Annotated in this window: 12 protein-coding genes and 2 pseudogenes; 11 read left to right on the top strand and 3 right to left on the bottom strand. The window is 44.7% G+C overall.

All coding sequences use genetic code 11. From position 1 onward, the window contains the following. Together BUA56_RS19800 and BUA56_RS19805 are read left to right on the top strand one after the other, a co-directional pair. Positions 1–202, top strand: a 202-nt coding sequence (locus BUA56_RS19800; RefSeq protein WP_072854206.1) for a transposase, incomplete at its 5' end; no start/stop codon positions are given. Positions 203–481: 279 nt separating this feature from the next. Beyond that, the gene (locus tag BUA56_RS19805; protein ID WP_072854510.1) at positions 482–1171 is read left to right on the top strand and encodes a site-2 protease family protein; all 690 of its coding nucleotides are present in this window, start codon (positions 482–484) and stop codon (positions 1169–1171) included. 22 nt (positions 1172–1193) lie between these two features. On the opposite strand, the gene BUA56_RS19810 is transcribed toward BUA56_RS19805, so the two are convergent. Further along, entirely contained in the window at positions 1194–3992 is a 2799-nt protein-coding gene (locus BUA56_RS19810) for an ATP-binding protein (protein WP_084068144.1), read from the bottom strand. Between the two features lie 253 nt (positions 3993–4245). On the opposite strand from BUA56_RS19810, the pseudogene BUA56_RS19815 reads away from it, so the two are divergent. The 5 genes and pseudogenes from BUA56_RS19815 (at position 4246) to BUA56_RS19835 (ending at position 10169) form a co-directional block, all read left to right on the top strand. Next, positions 4246–5001 (top strand): annotated as a pseudogene (locus tag BUA56_RS19815) (ABC transporter ATP-binding protein). Next, the gene (locus tag BUA56_RS19820; protein WP_072854511.1) at positions 4988–7126 is read left to right on the top strand and encodes an FtsX-like permease family protein; all 2139 of its coding nucleotides are present in this window, start codon (positions 4988–4990) and stop codon (positions 7124–7126) included. The pseudogene BUA56_RS19815 and the gene BUA56_RS19820 overlap by 14 nt, the downstream one beginning before the upstream one ends. Before the next feature lie 18 nt (positions 7127–7144). Next, complete coding sequence (locus tag BUA56_RS19825) at positions 7145–7855, top strand: LytR/AlgR family response regulator transcription factor (protein WP_072854512.1); 711 nt, start codon at positions 7145–7147, stop codon at positions 7853–7855. A gap of 8 nt (positions 7856–7863) precedes the next feature. Beyond that, entirely contained in the window at positions 7864–9225 is a 1362-nt protein-coding gene (locus BUA56_RS19830; RefSeq protein ID WP_084068146.1) for a sensor histidine kinase, read from the top strand. A gap of 86 nt (positions 9226–9311) precedes the next feature. Then, entirely contained in the window at positions 9312–10169 is an 858-nt protein-coding gene (locus tag BUA56_RS19835) for a MerR family transcriptional regulator (RefSeq protein ID WP_072854513.1), read from the top strand. Positions 10170–10239: 70 nt separating this feature from the next. On the opposite strand, the gene BUA56_RS19840 is transcribed toward BUA56_RS19835, so the two are convergent. Next, positions 10240–10701, bottom strand: a complete 462-nt coding sequence (locus BUA56_RS19840; RefSeq protein WP_072854514.1) for a GyrI-like domain-containing protein — start codon at positions 10699–10701, stop codon at positions 10240–10242. A gap of 189 nt (positions 10702–10890) precedes the next feature. On the opposite strand from BUA56_RS19840, the gene BUA56_RS19850 reads away from it, so the two are divergent. The 3 genes and pseudogenes from BUA56_RS19850 (at position 10891) to BUA56_RS24095 (ending at position 12087) form a co-directional block, all read left to right on the top strand. Next, positions 10891–11382, top strand: coding sequence for a nucleotidyltransferase domain-containing protein (locus BUA56_RS19850; RefSeq protein ID WP_072854515.1), 492 nt, complete (start codon positions 10891–10893; stop codon positions 11380–11382). Positions 11383–11414: 32 nt separating this feature from the next. After that, positions 11415–11729 (top strand): annotated as a pseudogene (locus BUA56_RS19855) (pyridoxamine 5'-phosphate oxidase family protein); the annotation flags it as partial. Between the two features lie 64 nt (positions 11730–11793). After that, positions 11794–12087, top strand: coding sequence for a DUF3781 domain-containing protein (locus tag BUA56_RS24095; RefSeq protein ID WP_423241207.1), 294 nt, complete (start codon positions 11794–11796; stop codon positions 12085–12087). Here BUA56_RS24095 and BUA56_RS19865 read toward each other — a convergent pair. After that, positions 11990–12475, bottom strand: a complete 486-nt coding sequence (locus tag BUA56_RS19865) for a MarR family winged helix-turn-helix transcriptional regulator (protein WP_072854516.1) — start codon at positions 12473–12475, stop codon at positions 11990–11992. The genes BUA56_RS24095 and BUA56_RS19865 overlap by 98 nt on opposite strands. Before the next feature lie 222 nt (positions 12476–12697). Here BUA56_RS19865 and BUA56_RS19870 point away from each other — a divergent pair, with 222 nt between their 5' ends. Further along, entirely contained in the window at positions 12698–13885 is a 1188-nt protein-coding gene (locus BUA56_RS19870; RefSeq protein WP_072854517.1) for a MalY/PatB family protein, read from the top strand. Positions 13886–13895: the final 10 nt, after the last annotated feature.

A 13895-nucleotide genomic window follows, 5' to 3' on the forward strand; every position in this document is an offset into this window, starting at 1 on the left:
AAGCATCCATGGAGCCCTGTTAAGAATGAACCGTTCGATTCAGGCAGAGGGAACATTTGGAATCATAAAAAATGACCGCTGGTATAAAAGAATCGTAAGAAGAGGAATCGAATCAGTGCGAATGGAGATATTTCTGGTTTCCATAGGCCATAATCTTTATAAATATCATAATAAGCAGATGAGACGACAGAAAGCAGCCTAAAAAGAAAAAGCAGTAATCTGTGGGGAGGGGGATTTTATGTCCTTTTTTACTCCCAAAAGGTATCTAAATACAATATAAGACCATCGACTATGCCGATGGTCTTATAAAAGGGGCTTTTTTCACAGCCCCTTTTAATTTTATGGTTTCTTCATAGAATTTACATTGACTATCTCACGATATCTTTATATTATAACTTTAATGTACGGCAAATACCGTATATCTGCCCGAAAATCATGCTTGAGAGGGCAGAATGTCTAAGAAAAAACAGGAGAGTGTGCTATGTTGTATTCAAGCTATTATTATCAGATTCTTCAACAGTTAATCTATACGGTTCCAGCAGTTTTACTGGCGATTACAGCCCATGAGTTTGCCCATGGCTACGTCTCCTACCGTTTGGGAGATCCCACGCCTAAACAGGATGGAAGGCTGTCTGTAAACCCGCTCAAGCATCTGGACCTTATGGGAACCTTGTGTCTTCTGTTGTTTCACATGGGGTGGGCGAAACCCGTCCGCGTCTGTCCCCGGTATTATAAAGATCCCCGCAAAGGGATGATCCAAGTGGCTCTTGCGGGTCCTGTCATGAACTTTCTTATGGCATTTGTTTCAATGTTTATATTTGGTCTCATAGTACGCATCTTTGGAGGGATGCCCACAGGGATATTTGCCTATTTCTATTACCTGTCTTATTATCTGGCTGTTATTAATGTGGGACTGGGCGTCTTTAATCTGATTCCCATTCCGCCGCTGGACGGCTCCAATGTACTGCGGGAGCTTTTTCCCAGGGTACAGTACTATTACCAGAGGGCCGGACGGTATATGCCGCTGATCCTCATTGTATTGCTGATGACAGGGGTCCTCAGCCGTCCGCTGACCCTTATGGACAACGGGATATTGAACGGACTGTGGAGTATCGTAAAAGGAATTCTGGGGATAGGCTATATAAGCAGCGGAGGAGGAATTGCTGTCTGAGAGCAATTCCTCCTTTCCGTGGCTACAAATATTCACTTAAGATTTCGTACATATAATTGGAGTCAACGGGCTTTGTGATAAATCCATTCATTCCCGCCTTTGCCGCTGCGTCCATATCCTCCTGAAAAGTATTGGCTGTCATGGCTAAGATGGGAACCGTGCTTCCTCCGGATAATGGACTGCTGCGGATTTCCCTGGCGGCCTCCAGACCATTTTTTACAGGCATCTGCAGATCCATCAGAATCAAATCATAATACCCTGCACTGTGGCTTTCAAACATGAAAACCGCTTCCTGGCCGTCACAGGCCCTCTCAGAACGTATCCCCTTCATCTTTAAAAGCTCTTCGGCAATCTCTGCATTTAAATCATTATCCTCCGCAAGAAGAATCCTCTTTCCTCTAAAGGCCTCTTGGGAGACAGGTTCTTTTTGGGGGTTATTCGTCTCTTCGGGTGCCTCTACCGGAAGACTTAAGGTGAAGAAAAATTCTGTTCCCTTTTTCGGGGTACTATTTACCTCTAATTCCCCTCCCATCAGCTTTACGATATTCTGGCTTATAGGAAGCCCAAGGCCGGTGCCCTCGCTTTTAGAGCTGCTGGTGCCTAACTGTTCAAAGACACCGAAGATCTGCTTCTGGAATTCAGGGGCTATCCCGTCCCCTGTATCGGTGACAGAAAACCGATACACTGCCCTGCCGTTCTCAAATGCCTCTTCTTTTACCTTTAATGTGATGCTTCCCCTGGGGGGAGTGAATTTGCCTGCATTGGAAAGAAGATTGGTGAGTACCTGCCGGAGGCGGATGGGATCTCCCGTCACTCTGCTGTGCGTAATATCTGTCTGGAAGATGAATTCCTGGTTTTTTTGCTGGGTTTGTATCCTGGTCATTTCTTCTGCCTCACTTAACAGGTGTTCCAGTGAGAAGGGCTCAGAGGCAATGGTAAGCATGCCCCCGTCCAGCCTAGACATATCAAGAATATCATTGAGGAGAGCCAGAAGATACTTTGTAGAGGAACGTATCTTCTCAAGGTTCCCCTTTACTTCACCGGAGAGCCCCTCTTTCATACAGGTAAGATCCACGAGACCCGCGATGGCATTCATAGGAGTCCGTATCTCATGGCTCATTCTGGATAGGAAGTCTCCCTTGGCTTTGCTTTCAGCCTCCGCACGCCTTAGCTCTGCCTGCAGCACCGTACTTTTCACTCTGGATCTGGCAATTAATACAACAATCAAAAGGATCAGAAGAAGGAAAGCAGCCACAATCAAGACAGCTGCCATAGGATTTTCATAAATCAATTCCTTCAGGGTCACGGGTACATAGCTTCCGGAGACAAAATTACGTCCCGTAATAGCATCCATTTCTTCCTCCTGGATGTCACTGATCCCCTTGTTCAGAATACTCAGCAGCTCCGGGTCCACCGGACGCACCATAGCAAATGAAACCGGCGTACTGGTGTTGTAAAAGGTAACCGGCGTAATATTTCTGTAACTGGGCTTTTGCAGTTCTGTTTCCAAAGAGGTGGCAAGTCCATAGACAAAATCAGCCTCCCCCTGATTGACAGCCTTTACACTTGCCTCTGTGGTGGCATAATATACCATATTTTCAGCCTGCACATCATCGGGGAGAACCCGGCCTTCCAGAACAGCTCCCGTAAGATTGCCGGAAGGATAGCTCACCGAATTATTTTTCACAATCATATTGTTCATAGAGATAAAAGGCTTGGTAAGAGCCAGCCCCTGTTCCCGGGCAGCGTCCTCTGCATCCAGAAACCATCCCAGAATATCTGCATTTCCCTCCTGTACCATCTGAATGGCATCTGTATAAGTGTCTGCAAAGCAATAGGTAAATTCCAGCCCAGAGGATTCAGAGATCTCATCCAGGACGTCTGGTATAATCCCATTATGGTGCTGCTTGTCCCCGTCAATACAGAAGTAAGGGTGCCAGTCCTTTACCGCAGCCACTCTGATTTTACCGGCATTTTTAATATATTCCACTTCTTCCGGGTCATATTGAATATCTGCAGTGCGCTGTTCAGGAAAATGCAGTGCGTAGTGTTTCTCCGCAAAATCCGGATCTCCCTCCAGGATGTGACGCAGGGCCATATTCAGTTCGTCCATGATCTCCTGTTCTCCATGGGCCACTGAGATATAATAGGGCTGTGCCTCAAAGGTTGCAATCACACGAAAATTCTGAATGTCTTCCAGATCGTTTCCCAGCAGCAGGTCAACCTCTCCATTTTCCAGATGGTGATAAAGCGTATCATTCATCATATCCTTCTGTTTATAATACTTCAGCTGACATTCCAGGCCGTTAAAGTTCAAAAACTCCTGCAGCCTGCGAATCTTTTCATCTGCTTTTTCGTATACGCCAATGGTTTTGCCGTTTAGTGTGCTGAGATCATACGTTCTGAGATCAAGATTATCTTTGCGGCAGAAGAGTACCGCCCGGTTGCTCCCCATCGTATAATCAGGATAGGAAAAATATGTTTCCAAATCCGGAGAATAAAAGGTTCCCCCCAGCAAGTCATATTCCCCATTCATAAAGTCTGTAATCAACGCCTCAGACTCCCCGGTGATATATTCATATTCCCAATTGGTATACTTGGCAATCTCATTCAGGTAATCCACCACTAGTCCCTGGTGATTTCCCTTTTCATCCGTCTCACTCAGGCCTTTAATATAAGGAAATGCTACTTTAATAACCTTTTTTTCCGGCACAGCAGCTTCGGCCTGCACAGAAAGCGTGTTGCGCTGCACAGAACCTAAGAGGATTAACAGCAGCAGAAAGAACGTGATGATTGTCTTTGTTTTTTTTGTTATTCTCATGTGTCCCCCCATATGTGGATTATACGTTGGCATAGGACGAATGCCTGATCTCTGCATTGTCGGCCCCTCGTTCATATCGCCAGTCATATAAAGAATTATATCACAAAAACCGGCAATAGGACATTGTATTTCTCAAATAGGTTTTGTATTACAAAATACGGTTCAAGTCTTACATCTGCCCTTATAGTCTCAGACAAAAAGATTTGTTAAACTCTGTTTCATAAAGAAAACGAGGAGAAAGAGAGGGTTATGTATGCTTAAGGTTAGTCATCTATACAAGTCTTATACCTCAGGAAAGACGGTATATCCTGTATTAAAGGATGTGTCATTTGAAATTAAGGAGGGAGAGATTGCAGCAATCATGGGGCAGTCAGGATCAGGAAAAACTACGCTGCTCAACTGCATTTCCTGTTTTATCCCCTTTGAGCGGGGAGAGGTTCTTTTGGGTGAGCAGAATATCAGAAGTCTGAAGGAAGAGGAGCTGTCCAGGGTGCGCAATTAAAAGCTGGGGTTCGTATTTCAGGATTTTATGCTCTTTGACGGTCTGACGGTCTTAGAAAATATCTGCGTACCCCAGGTGATTAAAGGCAGTCAGGCGCTGCAGATGGAGAACCGGGCCAGGCAGCTGTGTACAATTTTTGGGATTGAGAGGATTATGGAGAAATATCCTGCGGAGATTTCAGGGGGAGAGAAGCAGAGAACCGCAGTTGCCAGAGCATTGATGAATCATCCCTCCGTTATTTTGGCTGACGAACCAACCGGCAATCTGGACAGTAAATCCTGCCAGGCAGTGATCGACGCTTTCCAGACGGCCAGGGAACAGCTGCAGGCTACCATCTTTATGGTTACCCATGACAGCTATGTGGCCAGCTTCTGCGACAGAGTTATTGTACTGAAGGACGGCTGTATCTTTAGAGAAGTAAGGAATGAGGGAAACAGACGGGAATTTATGGATGCCCTGCTGGGGGTTATCCGGGAAGTGGGAGGAGAAAGCCATGACTCTGAATAAAATATATGGAAAGCTGCGCAGGTATAACCGTAAGAACTACCTTCTGCTGACTTTCTGTATTCTTCTCTCTGTTTCCCTTATTACGTCCTATGCCATGATTTATTTCAGCCCGACAGTACAGAACTTTCTTCCCCAAGGGGGGGACAGCAGAAAAATGGGGACTATGATCTTTGCGGCTGCTATTTTAGGCTGCGGAATCTTCACGGTATACGCATCTTCGCTGTTTTTAAAATATAAATCCAGAGAGATGGGTATTTTTATGGCCATAGGGGCTCGGAAACGTCAGCTGCGGTCTGTGCTGTTTACGGATATTGGTCTGGTAACTGCGTCCTCCTCACTTTTGGGGCTGGCATTGGGTATCCCTGTTTCCAGAGGTGTGTGGGGATTATTCCAGCTGCTGATTGTGGACACCAGGGAGATGCGCTACCAATTTGCCCCCATAGGTCTGGGAGTGGGTGTCGCTTTTGCTGCCGCAGTAACTGTATGCTGCTTCATCCAGGCCGTTGCTTTCCTGAAAAGAAGCAATATTATGGAGATTCTGAATGATCACAGAAAATCAGAGCCTGTCCGGGATGTGAAAGGATGGTACGGTGGAGTGGGAATCGGACTGGTGATTCTGGGATTTCTGCTGGGGTATTTTGGATATGACATATTCAAAATTCTGTTCTCCCGGAGGCCGCCGGCGCTTTGGGGTCTTACCTATCTTCTGGCTGTGGCGGGTGTTTACATGACAGCCATCTATCTGGTGGTCCATGGGAAGAAAGGCCGCAATCCGCAGAGGTACTATAAAAATATTATTTCTATCAGTATGATGCGCTTTATGGGACGTCAAACTGTGAGAAATATCTGTGTGATTGTCTTATTGGTCTTTGGGGGACTCTTCGCCGTCATCTATGTGCCGGGCATATGGACCCAAAATCAGGAGGTAATTAAAAATATGCCTGTGGATTGCCTGTTTACCTATCCTGCCGGGGAGCAGCAGATCACAGAGGAGGAGATCCAAAAGCTGGCGGATACGTATCAGACTGAGGTGAAGAATTATCGGGAGCTGGAGGTTTTGGAATTAATTGTAGACGGAACTGAGGAGATTTATGACAAAGATGGCCGTATTACGGAAACTTATATAGAGCGTGAGGCAAGCGCCATGTTTCTGAAGGCTGGCGACATATCAAGAATAACGGGCAGTGAAGTTAAGATACCTGCAGGGAGCTTCGGGATTGGGGTGAAAAGAGCATATAAACATACAAAGGGAGAGAAACGCCTGCTTCTTACAGACCCCTCTACCGGGAACTCACAGGCACTGACTTATGGGGGAAATGTATTGTTTGATGCCTCTTTGGTGAATGATTTGGGAAACATCTTTTATGTACTGAACGATCAGGAATTTGACAATTACAGCAGCCGTCTGAAGCCAGAAAATAAATACGTGACAGCTGTCTTTGATGTGGATAACTGGAAGGAAACCTATGCGTTTGCATCTGCCCTGAAAAATCAGATAATTCTCCGCACATCGAAGGCTGCGTCGGTATACGCCGGGTACAATAACTATGTAAAATACAGATATGAGAGCCAGGGGATACCCTACTTTATGGATGAAGAATATCCTCCGGGAGAGGGCAGCCTGAAAATGGATCCTGAGAACAGTATGCTGAGCACCAGCTGGAGATATTATCCCCAATTCAAAGTCCTTCTTGCTCAGGATATGCTGAAAAATATGTCGGTGTATATTATGCTGTTTGTGTATATTGCCATTGTATGTCTGACCGCTGTGGGTGTCATTGCCTATACCAGAGGGGTCTCTATTGGAATAAATTACAAGCAGGTGTTTGTGGATCTGCAGCGCCTGGGAGCCAGCCATACTTATATCAGGTTCTGCATCCGCAGCCAGCTGCGTAAGATCTTCTTCTTCCCTTATTTTATGGGGGTTGCTGTTTCCCTCTTCTACATGTTTCTTATCTATTGGCAGAACGACGGCATCATAACATCTGCAGAAACCAGAGCCATAGGTGTGATACTCCTTGCCATCTGTCTGATTTTTGGTTATATTTATCTGGTATACAGAGCGGCAGACCGAAAGTTCCAGCATCTGGTGGGCATAAGGGAAGCGGCAGGAAAAGAGGAATGACAAGGGGAAGGTGGCTGTATGGTTACAGTGGGAATTTGTGATGACGAGAAGCAGCAGAGGACGATGCTGAGAAGGATAGCAGAATCCTATTTTCAGCTTTTAGGACAAGAGTATAGAGTAGAGGAATATGAGGACGGCGAATGCCTGCTTCGGAAGGTACAGCAGGACCCCTATGGGACAGACATTATTTTCCTGGACATTCAGATGAGCGGGATGGACGGCGTAGAAACAGCACGGAGGATCCGGCACTTTTCCAGGGAAGCTGTTCTGATATTTGTCACTGGCTATGAGGATTATGTTTTCCATGGCTACGAGGTGGGCGCATTAAATTATATCGTAAAGCCTTACGCCAGAGAGAAGATTACACTTGTGCTGGATGAGGCTGTAAAACGGCTGGAGATGGACTGTCAGCGGTGCCTGCCGGTACAGCAGGGCAGCTGCCTGAGCAAGGTTCCGGTGCGGGAAATCAGGTATCTTTGCAGCCAGCTGAGAAAGATTGTTTTATATACGGTAAATGGGCAGCTGGAGTTTTACGGAAAGCTGGGAGAGGTGCAAAAGCAGCTCCCCGGCTGTTTTGTCCGCACCCATCAGCGATATGTGGTGAATCTGGCTTATGCAGATGAAGTGCGTCCCAACCAGGTGCTGATAGGGAAAGATAGTATCCCGGTGAGCAAAAAATATTCCCAGGAGTTATCGGGTGCATTTGCCAGATTTCTTCTGCAGCAGTAGGAGGGGTTATGGCCAGAGGTTATGTAATTGTATTATGGATCATGTCAATGTGTATGAACCTTATCTCTTCTTTCTTTTTGTACAGACTTTCCGGTCTCTTGGTGGAATACAGAAAAAAGCTCAGATTCTTGTTTCTGGTCTGGTGCATGTTTTTGCTTATTCTGCCCATATACGATACAGATGCCACAAATGTACTGGGAATGCTGGCTGCTTTTTTGTTTATCGTGCTGATCTGCACCAGGGGAGAACTAATCAACAGAATCTCAGCGGTACTAATCTTTTACCCTCTGATTCTGGGGCTGAATTATCTGTTGTACAATAATCCGGTGTATTCCTTTAAAACTAATTTTATGCTGCTCTTCCAACAGAACAGCAATGATCTTGCAGGGGTGGATTATCTGCTCTGTTTTGCTGCCAGCTTTTTTTTGGATCTACTGAGAGTATTGACTTGGGCGTTACTGTACTACGGTTTTAAAAAACGATTAGAGGAAATCAAACGCTACATGTCAGGAAGGATTTGGCTGATTATATCTGTAATCTGTACAATATCATTTCTATCTATGGTGACTGTTATTATATTTCCTCCTTTTGATGCGGAAACTGCAGCTGAGTTCTATAACAGCCCCGGTCTATTTTACGCTTCTTATAGAACCCTTGTCATAGTAATCAGCGGAATTAGTTCAATCATAGGGATCCTGTATCTGCTGCAGCCCGTGATTGAGAATGTAAAAAACAGGCAAACGCTGCAGATAGAAGGGCTGAAAGAAGAGTACTACCGCTCGCTGGAAGAACAGCAGGAGAGTGTCCGGAGGCTGCGCCATGACATGAATAACCACTTCCAGATCATTAAGAGCTGTCTGGAACAGGGGGATATCAGGGGTGCAGGAGAGTATCTGGAACAGTTCGGCAGCAGTCTGCCGGCCGGCACAGGGAATCAGTTCTGCAGTGACCGGGCATTAAATGCCGTTCTGAATCATCGATGGGAAAAATTAAAGATGCTGCAGGCTGATGTTCACTTCAATCTGGAAATAAACCAGGTGATGGAGGTAACCTCCCTGGAACTCTGCACCATATTTTCTAATGCACTGGACAATGCTCTGGAAGCTGTCAGTAAAATTCAGGATCCGGGCCAAAGGAAGGTGTATCTTCAGGCCAGGACAAAGAAGGGATATTTTAGTCTGAGAATTGCCAACAGCAAAGAGAATCGGATGATAAGCTCTCATGGAAAGATCGTGTCGGATAAAAAAGAAGCGGGACATGGATATGGGTTGGAAAATATACGGGAAATTGCAAAACGTTACGGGGGAAATATGGAGGTGGAGTATACGGAGAAAGAATTTGTGCTGTTTCTTTATCTGCGGTTAGAATAGCAGATTAAAGCCCTGCTAAAAAACTGTTGACTCTCACGCTGCGTCATAGGCTAAGATTAAGGTATCAGGAACAGGAGGAGAAGAATATGAGGACTGTAAAAGAGGTATCAAACCTGACAGGTATCAGCGTGCGCACGCTTCACTATTACGATGAGATTGACTTACTGAAGCCCACCGTGCTCAGTGAGGCGGGATACCGGTTTTATGACGATAAAACTCTGGAAAAATTACAGCAGATACTCTTTTTACGGGAACTTGATTTGCCTCTGAAGCAAATCAAGGAAATTTTAGAAAATCCTGATCTTGATAAAAAGGAATTATTATACCGTCAAAAAAGAATGCTGGTACTGAAAAAGGAAAGACTGGAACGAATTATCGCCAGCATCGGGGAAATTTTGAAAGGAGATAACAAGATGAACTTTGAAGTTTTCAGCAAGGCCGAACTTGAGCATATGTACCGCAGTATGGAAACAAACATGACAGAAGAGCAGCAGGAGATTTTCAAAAAAGAGTATGGCAGTATGGAACAGTTTAAGAAACAATTCCTGGAAAGCGCCTCCTCCCGGCAGGCGCAGAAAAACTTTGCTAAAGTAGTGGAATGGTATGGAGATAAAGAAAGCGCTCTCAAAGCGTCCGCAAACCCCAAGAATTCAAAAATATTAGATGCTTATGGAAACAGGCTGGAGCAGGTAACCAGAAAAATAGCGGATAAAACCGGCCAGGATGTGAATACTTTTGAGGTAAAGGAACTTGTGGGAGAAATGGACTTTGTCTGCAGGCAGCTGTATCAGATGGACGATGTAACCAAGTTTCTGCTGGATATGGCTGAAAACTATATAACCAATACAAAAATGCAGGAAAACCTGGATGCAGTGTACGGAGAAGGCTCTACGCTGTTTATCGGGCAGGCGCTGAAGGCATTTTATTTTCAGCCGGGAGAATAATCATTTATGATGTCCTGCATTACGTCAATGAATTCTATCAATTCTTATAATTGCCGGCAGTGTTCCTTTCTCATTTTACTGGTATATAAATTTTAACTTCATTATCGGGGGCGTCGAAGGACAGCACCTCGCGCTCATAAACCTCAAAGTCCTCACGGTCGTCCAGTACCACTTTTGTTGTTTGAAGCCATGTTCCAAAAATATATTGATATGTTTTAAACAGGTTTGCAAGGGTGCCCCGGTGGGTGAAAACGGCGTATTTCCCCGCCTGTAAAACTTTTTGTTCCAAAGACAAGAATGTCGGCAGACTTTCAAAATCATGCACAGGGCTTCCCACCATAGTTGCAAACAACACATCGCCGTCTTCAGTATAAGTGGTCTGCTGTGTCTCGCAAATGCCATACCCTGCGCCGGCCGCCATAAATAGGTCTTTATGGCGACACATGAATTCTTCCCACAATCCGGGGAGACGGTTATCAGCCAGAGAAGTCGTTCCCCGGATCCCGGCCACCTTTGTTTCCTCAAACATCACAAATTCAGGCTCGTCCGCTCAACAAGGGCTATCTTACCGGCAGAATGAAATCCGGTGCGCCTGATCTGGAATACTATGGGAAAGATGGACTTGTAGAGGTATGGACTGCCGTAAAAGAAAAATAAGAATTATGACGCCTTGTGCGGAAAAGGCGTGCTTGACAAATCGGCATTTTAGGGGAGAAAACGTATGAGTAGAAAAGAAGCGACAACAAAAGAAGATTTGCTGACTGTTATTGAACTATTGGAAAATGCAGGAATTACTTATTGGATTGACGGTGGCTGGGGCGTTGATATATTAGCGGGAAAACAAACAAGAGTTCATAGAGATATTGATATAAATTTTGATTCACAATATACAGAAAAATTGTTAAATTTGCTTTTAGAGTGTGGATACGACGTAGATACTGATTGGAAACCTGTAAGAATAGAGCTATATAGCCCCAAATATGGATATTTAGATATACATCCATTTGTCTTGAATGAAGACGGAACTGCAAAACAAGCAGATTTAGAAGGTGGTTGGTATGAGTTTGAAAAAGACCTTTTTGGTAACGCTGATTTTGAAGGAAAGACAATTCCATGTATTTCTTTAAAGGGGCAAAAAATTTTTCATTCAGGCTATGATTTAAGAGATAAAGATAAGCATGATATTTTAATCCTTGAAAATGTATCAGAATAATTTGTAGTATTAAAAAAGTGTGTAATGTACAGCCACCTCGGAAAAGGACAGGGATAAAAGAGTTTTGGTTTACAACGAACACATCATCTATGAGGGTAGTTCAGTATCTGAAAAATCCAAACGCCAGTATTTATTTTTGCGATAAACGGTTTTATAGAGGTGTTATGCTGGTTGGCACAATGGAGGTGCTGGAGGATGCTGATACGAAACAGATGATTTGGCGTGAAGGTGATACGATGTATTATCCCCAAGGTGTGACAGATCCGGATTATTGTGTGCTGAAATTTACTGCTGCACAAGGCAGATATTACAGCAACTTTCATTCAGAAAGTTTTGACATAGGATAATCCTTTTTTTGAAAGGCTTGAAGCAGGAGCATAATGGGGGGGAATCAAATTAAGCAATGAATTACTGAAAAACTTAGACAAAGTGCATACAACAGAACTAGGGGCCTTGTTTATTAAACGGAATCTCTCTTTGGATACCGATGACGTGGCGGGCTGGTGCAAATTGTCCCCGCTGACGTGCCAATCGCCGCATTTACCTGCGGCGAAGAATGGCTGGATGCCCTGCGGATATATCTGTGGGAAAACAGAAAACTTACCATTTACCGGATATTCCGTTCTTTGCTCTCATTTACGTCCAGAAGAAATGCTTCGTTCATTTTCTTCTGGATTTTTATATAGGTCTCCAATTCCTCCATAGTAAAAGAGCTGAGCATTTCCGCAGTGCGGCGGTAACAGCCGTCCTCAAAAATTTTGTGGAACTGATAGAGCTGCTGGCCTTTGTCTGTCAGATAGAGATTATACTCTCGGTTATTATGTTCGTTACGCACTTGTTTTAGGAGGTTCTTCTTTTTCATGCGGTACATTAGCTGGGAGCAGGCACTCTTGGTCTTATCGAAAAACACACTGAGCTCTGTAATCGTGATGCCCGGCTCATCACCTACCTTGCGGATAAACTGGGATTCGGCCTGGTAGAGGATAAAGCCGTTGTAATCGTGGAGCATAGAATCGTATTCATATGCATAATCATATCCTTCGTCGAAGGTGTCCAAGGCCTGACGGACTTTCTCAAAATGTTCTTTTTTCATAAAGGGTTCTCCATATAAACTATTTAATAGCTTAATTGTAAAGCAAAAAAACAAAAAGAGGAATATACAAATTTGCACAAAATGCAATATGCATTTTTGGTAGTTTTTTAATGAAAAATATGATTGCTTTTTCAGCTTTATTTTTATATTATATAGTTAATGTTATTAACAATAAATAATATTAAAGATAAATGGCATATAACATAAAGGAGGTGTTCTCATATGAAATATGATTTTGACAAAGTTTTAGACAGGCATGGTACATTGAGTCATAAATGGGATGGGATGGAAGAAGAATTTCCTGGAAACCCTCAGGCGCTGCCTTTCTGGGTGGCAGACACAGACTTTCCCTGTCCCCGTCCGATTGTGGAGGCCGTCTGCAAGCGGGCAGCCCATCCTATCTACGGTTACAGCGACATATCCGTCAAGGCTCAGGGACTGGCGGCCAAGTGGCAGGAGAAGAGAAATGGGTGGAAGGCGAAGCCGGAGTGGGTGACCTTCAGTAATGGCATTGTACCGGCCTTAAGTGCTATGGTGGCAGCTTTTACTCGGCCCGGAGAAGGGGTCATCGTGCAGCCTCCCGTATATTATCCCTTCCAGGACAGTGTGGTGAACAATGGCAGAAAGCTGGTAGAAAATCCTCTTGTCTTTGACGGGGAAAAATGGGGAATTAATTTTGAGGAGCTGGAACTGCTGGCCGCTGATCCTGGAAATAAGCTGTTGCTTTTATGTCATCCGTTAAACCCCGTCTCCCGGGTTCTGGACAAGGAAGAACTGAAGCGTATCGGAGATATCTGCATACATAATGAGGTGATTGTGGCCATTGATGAGATCCACTCTGATCTTACTTACCAGCACAAACGTTTCTATTCTCTGGCCGGTTTGGGAAAGGAATATGAGCGTATCAGCGTGACTGCCATGGCCCCGTCCAAAACGTTCAACATTGCAGGTTTGCAGATATCCGCTATTTTGATACCTGATGAGGCGCTGCGGGAAGCTTTTGTGAAGGAGATGGACCGAAGGGTAAATATACCCAATGCCTTTGGCGTAACCGCCTTTGATGTAGCCTATTCTGACCCGGAGTGTGAGGAATATTTAGAACAGCTACTCGCTTATCTGTGGGAGAATTATCTCTTTGTAGACAGGTATCTGGGTAAATGGATGCCGAAAATCACATGCCAGAAGCCGGATGCCACGTATCTGCTGTGGCTGGACTGCAGAAAACTTCATCTGAATGATGATGCACTGGAGCATTTCTGGCTGCGGGAGGCAGGTCTGGCCCTGGATGCAGGGAGATGGTTCGGCAGGGGAGGAAGCGGTTTTATGCGGATGAATATTGGCTGTGCCAGGAGCCTTCTGGCACAGGGCTTGGGTCAGTTGAGAGAAGCATACAGAAAAAGAGGGTTTTAAAAAGAAAACA

This window comes from Lactonifactor longoviformis DSM 17459, assembly GCF_900129135.1.
Classification (GTDB): Bacteria; Bacillota; Clostridia; order Lachnospirales; family Lachnospiraceae; genus Lactonifactor; species Lactonifactor longoviformis.

Excerpts from the sequence above, each read along its gene's own strand:
- BUA56_RS19830 (WP_084068146.1), top strand. The coding sequence starts at position 7,864 with ATGGCCAGAGGTTATGTAATTGTATTATGGATCATGTCAATGTGTATG.
- BUA56_RS19805 (WP_072854510.1), top strand. The coding sequence starts at position 482 with ATGTTGTATTCAAGCTATTATTATCAGATTCTTCAACAGTTAATCTAT.
- BUA56_RS19820 (WP_072854511.1), top strand. The coding sequence starts at position 4,988 with ATGACTCTGAATAAAATATATGGAAAGCTGCGCAGGTATAACCGTAAG.
- BUA56_RS19825 (WP_072854512.1), top strand. The coding sequence starts at position 7,145 with ATGGTTACAGTGGGAATTTGTGATGACGAGAAGCAGCAGAGGACGATG.
- BUA56_RS19835 (WP_072854513.1), top strand. The coding sequence starts at position 9,312 with ATGAGGACTGTAAAAGAGGTATCAAACCTGACAGGTATCAGCGTGCGC.
- BUA56_RS19870 (WP_072854517.1), top strand. The coding sequence starts at position 12,698 with ATGAAATATGATTTTGACAAAGTTTTAGACAGGCATGGTACATTGAGT.
- BUA56_RS19810 (WP_084068144.1), bottom strand. The coding sequence starts at position 3,992 with ATGAGAATAACAAAAAAAACAAAGACAATCATCACGTTCTTTCTGCTG.
- BUA56_RS19850 (WP_072854515.1), top strand. The coding sequence starts at position 10,891 with ATGAGTAGAAAAGAAGCGACAACAAAAGAAGATTTGCTGACTGTTATT.
- BUA56_RS19865 (WP_072854516.1), bottom strand. The coding sequence starts at position 12,475 with ATGAAAAAAGAACATTTTGAGAAAGTCCGTCAGGCCTTGGACACCTTC.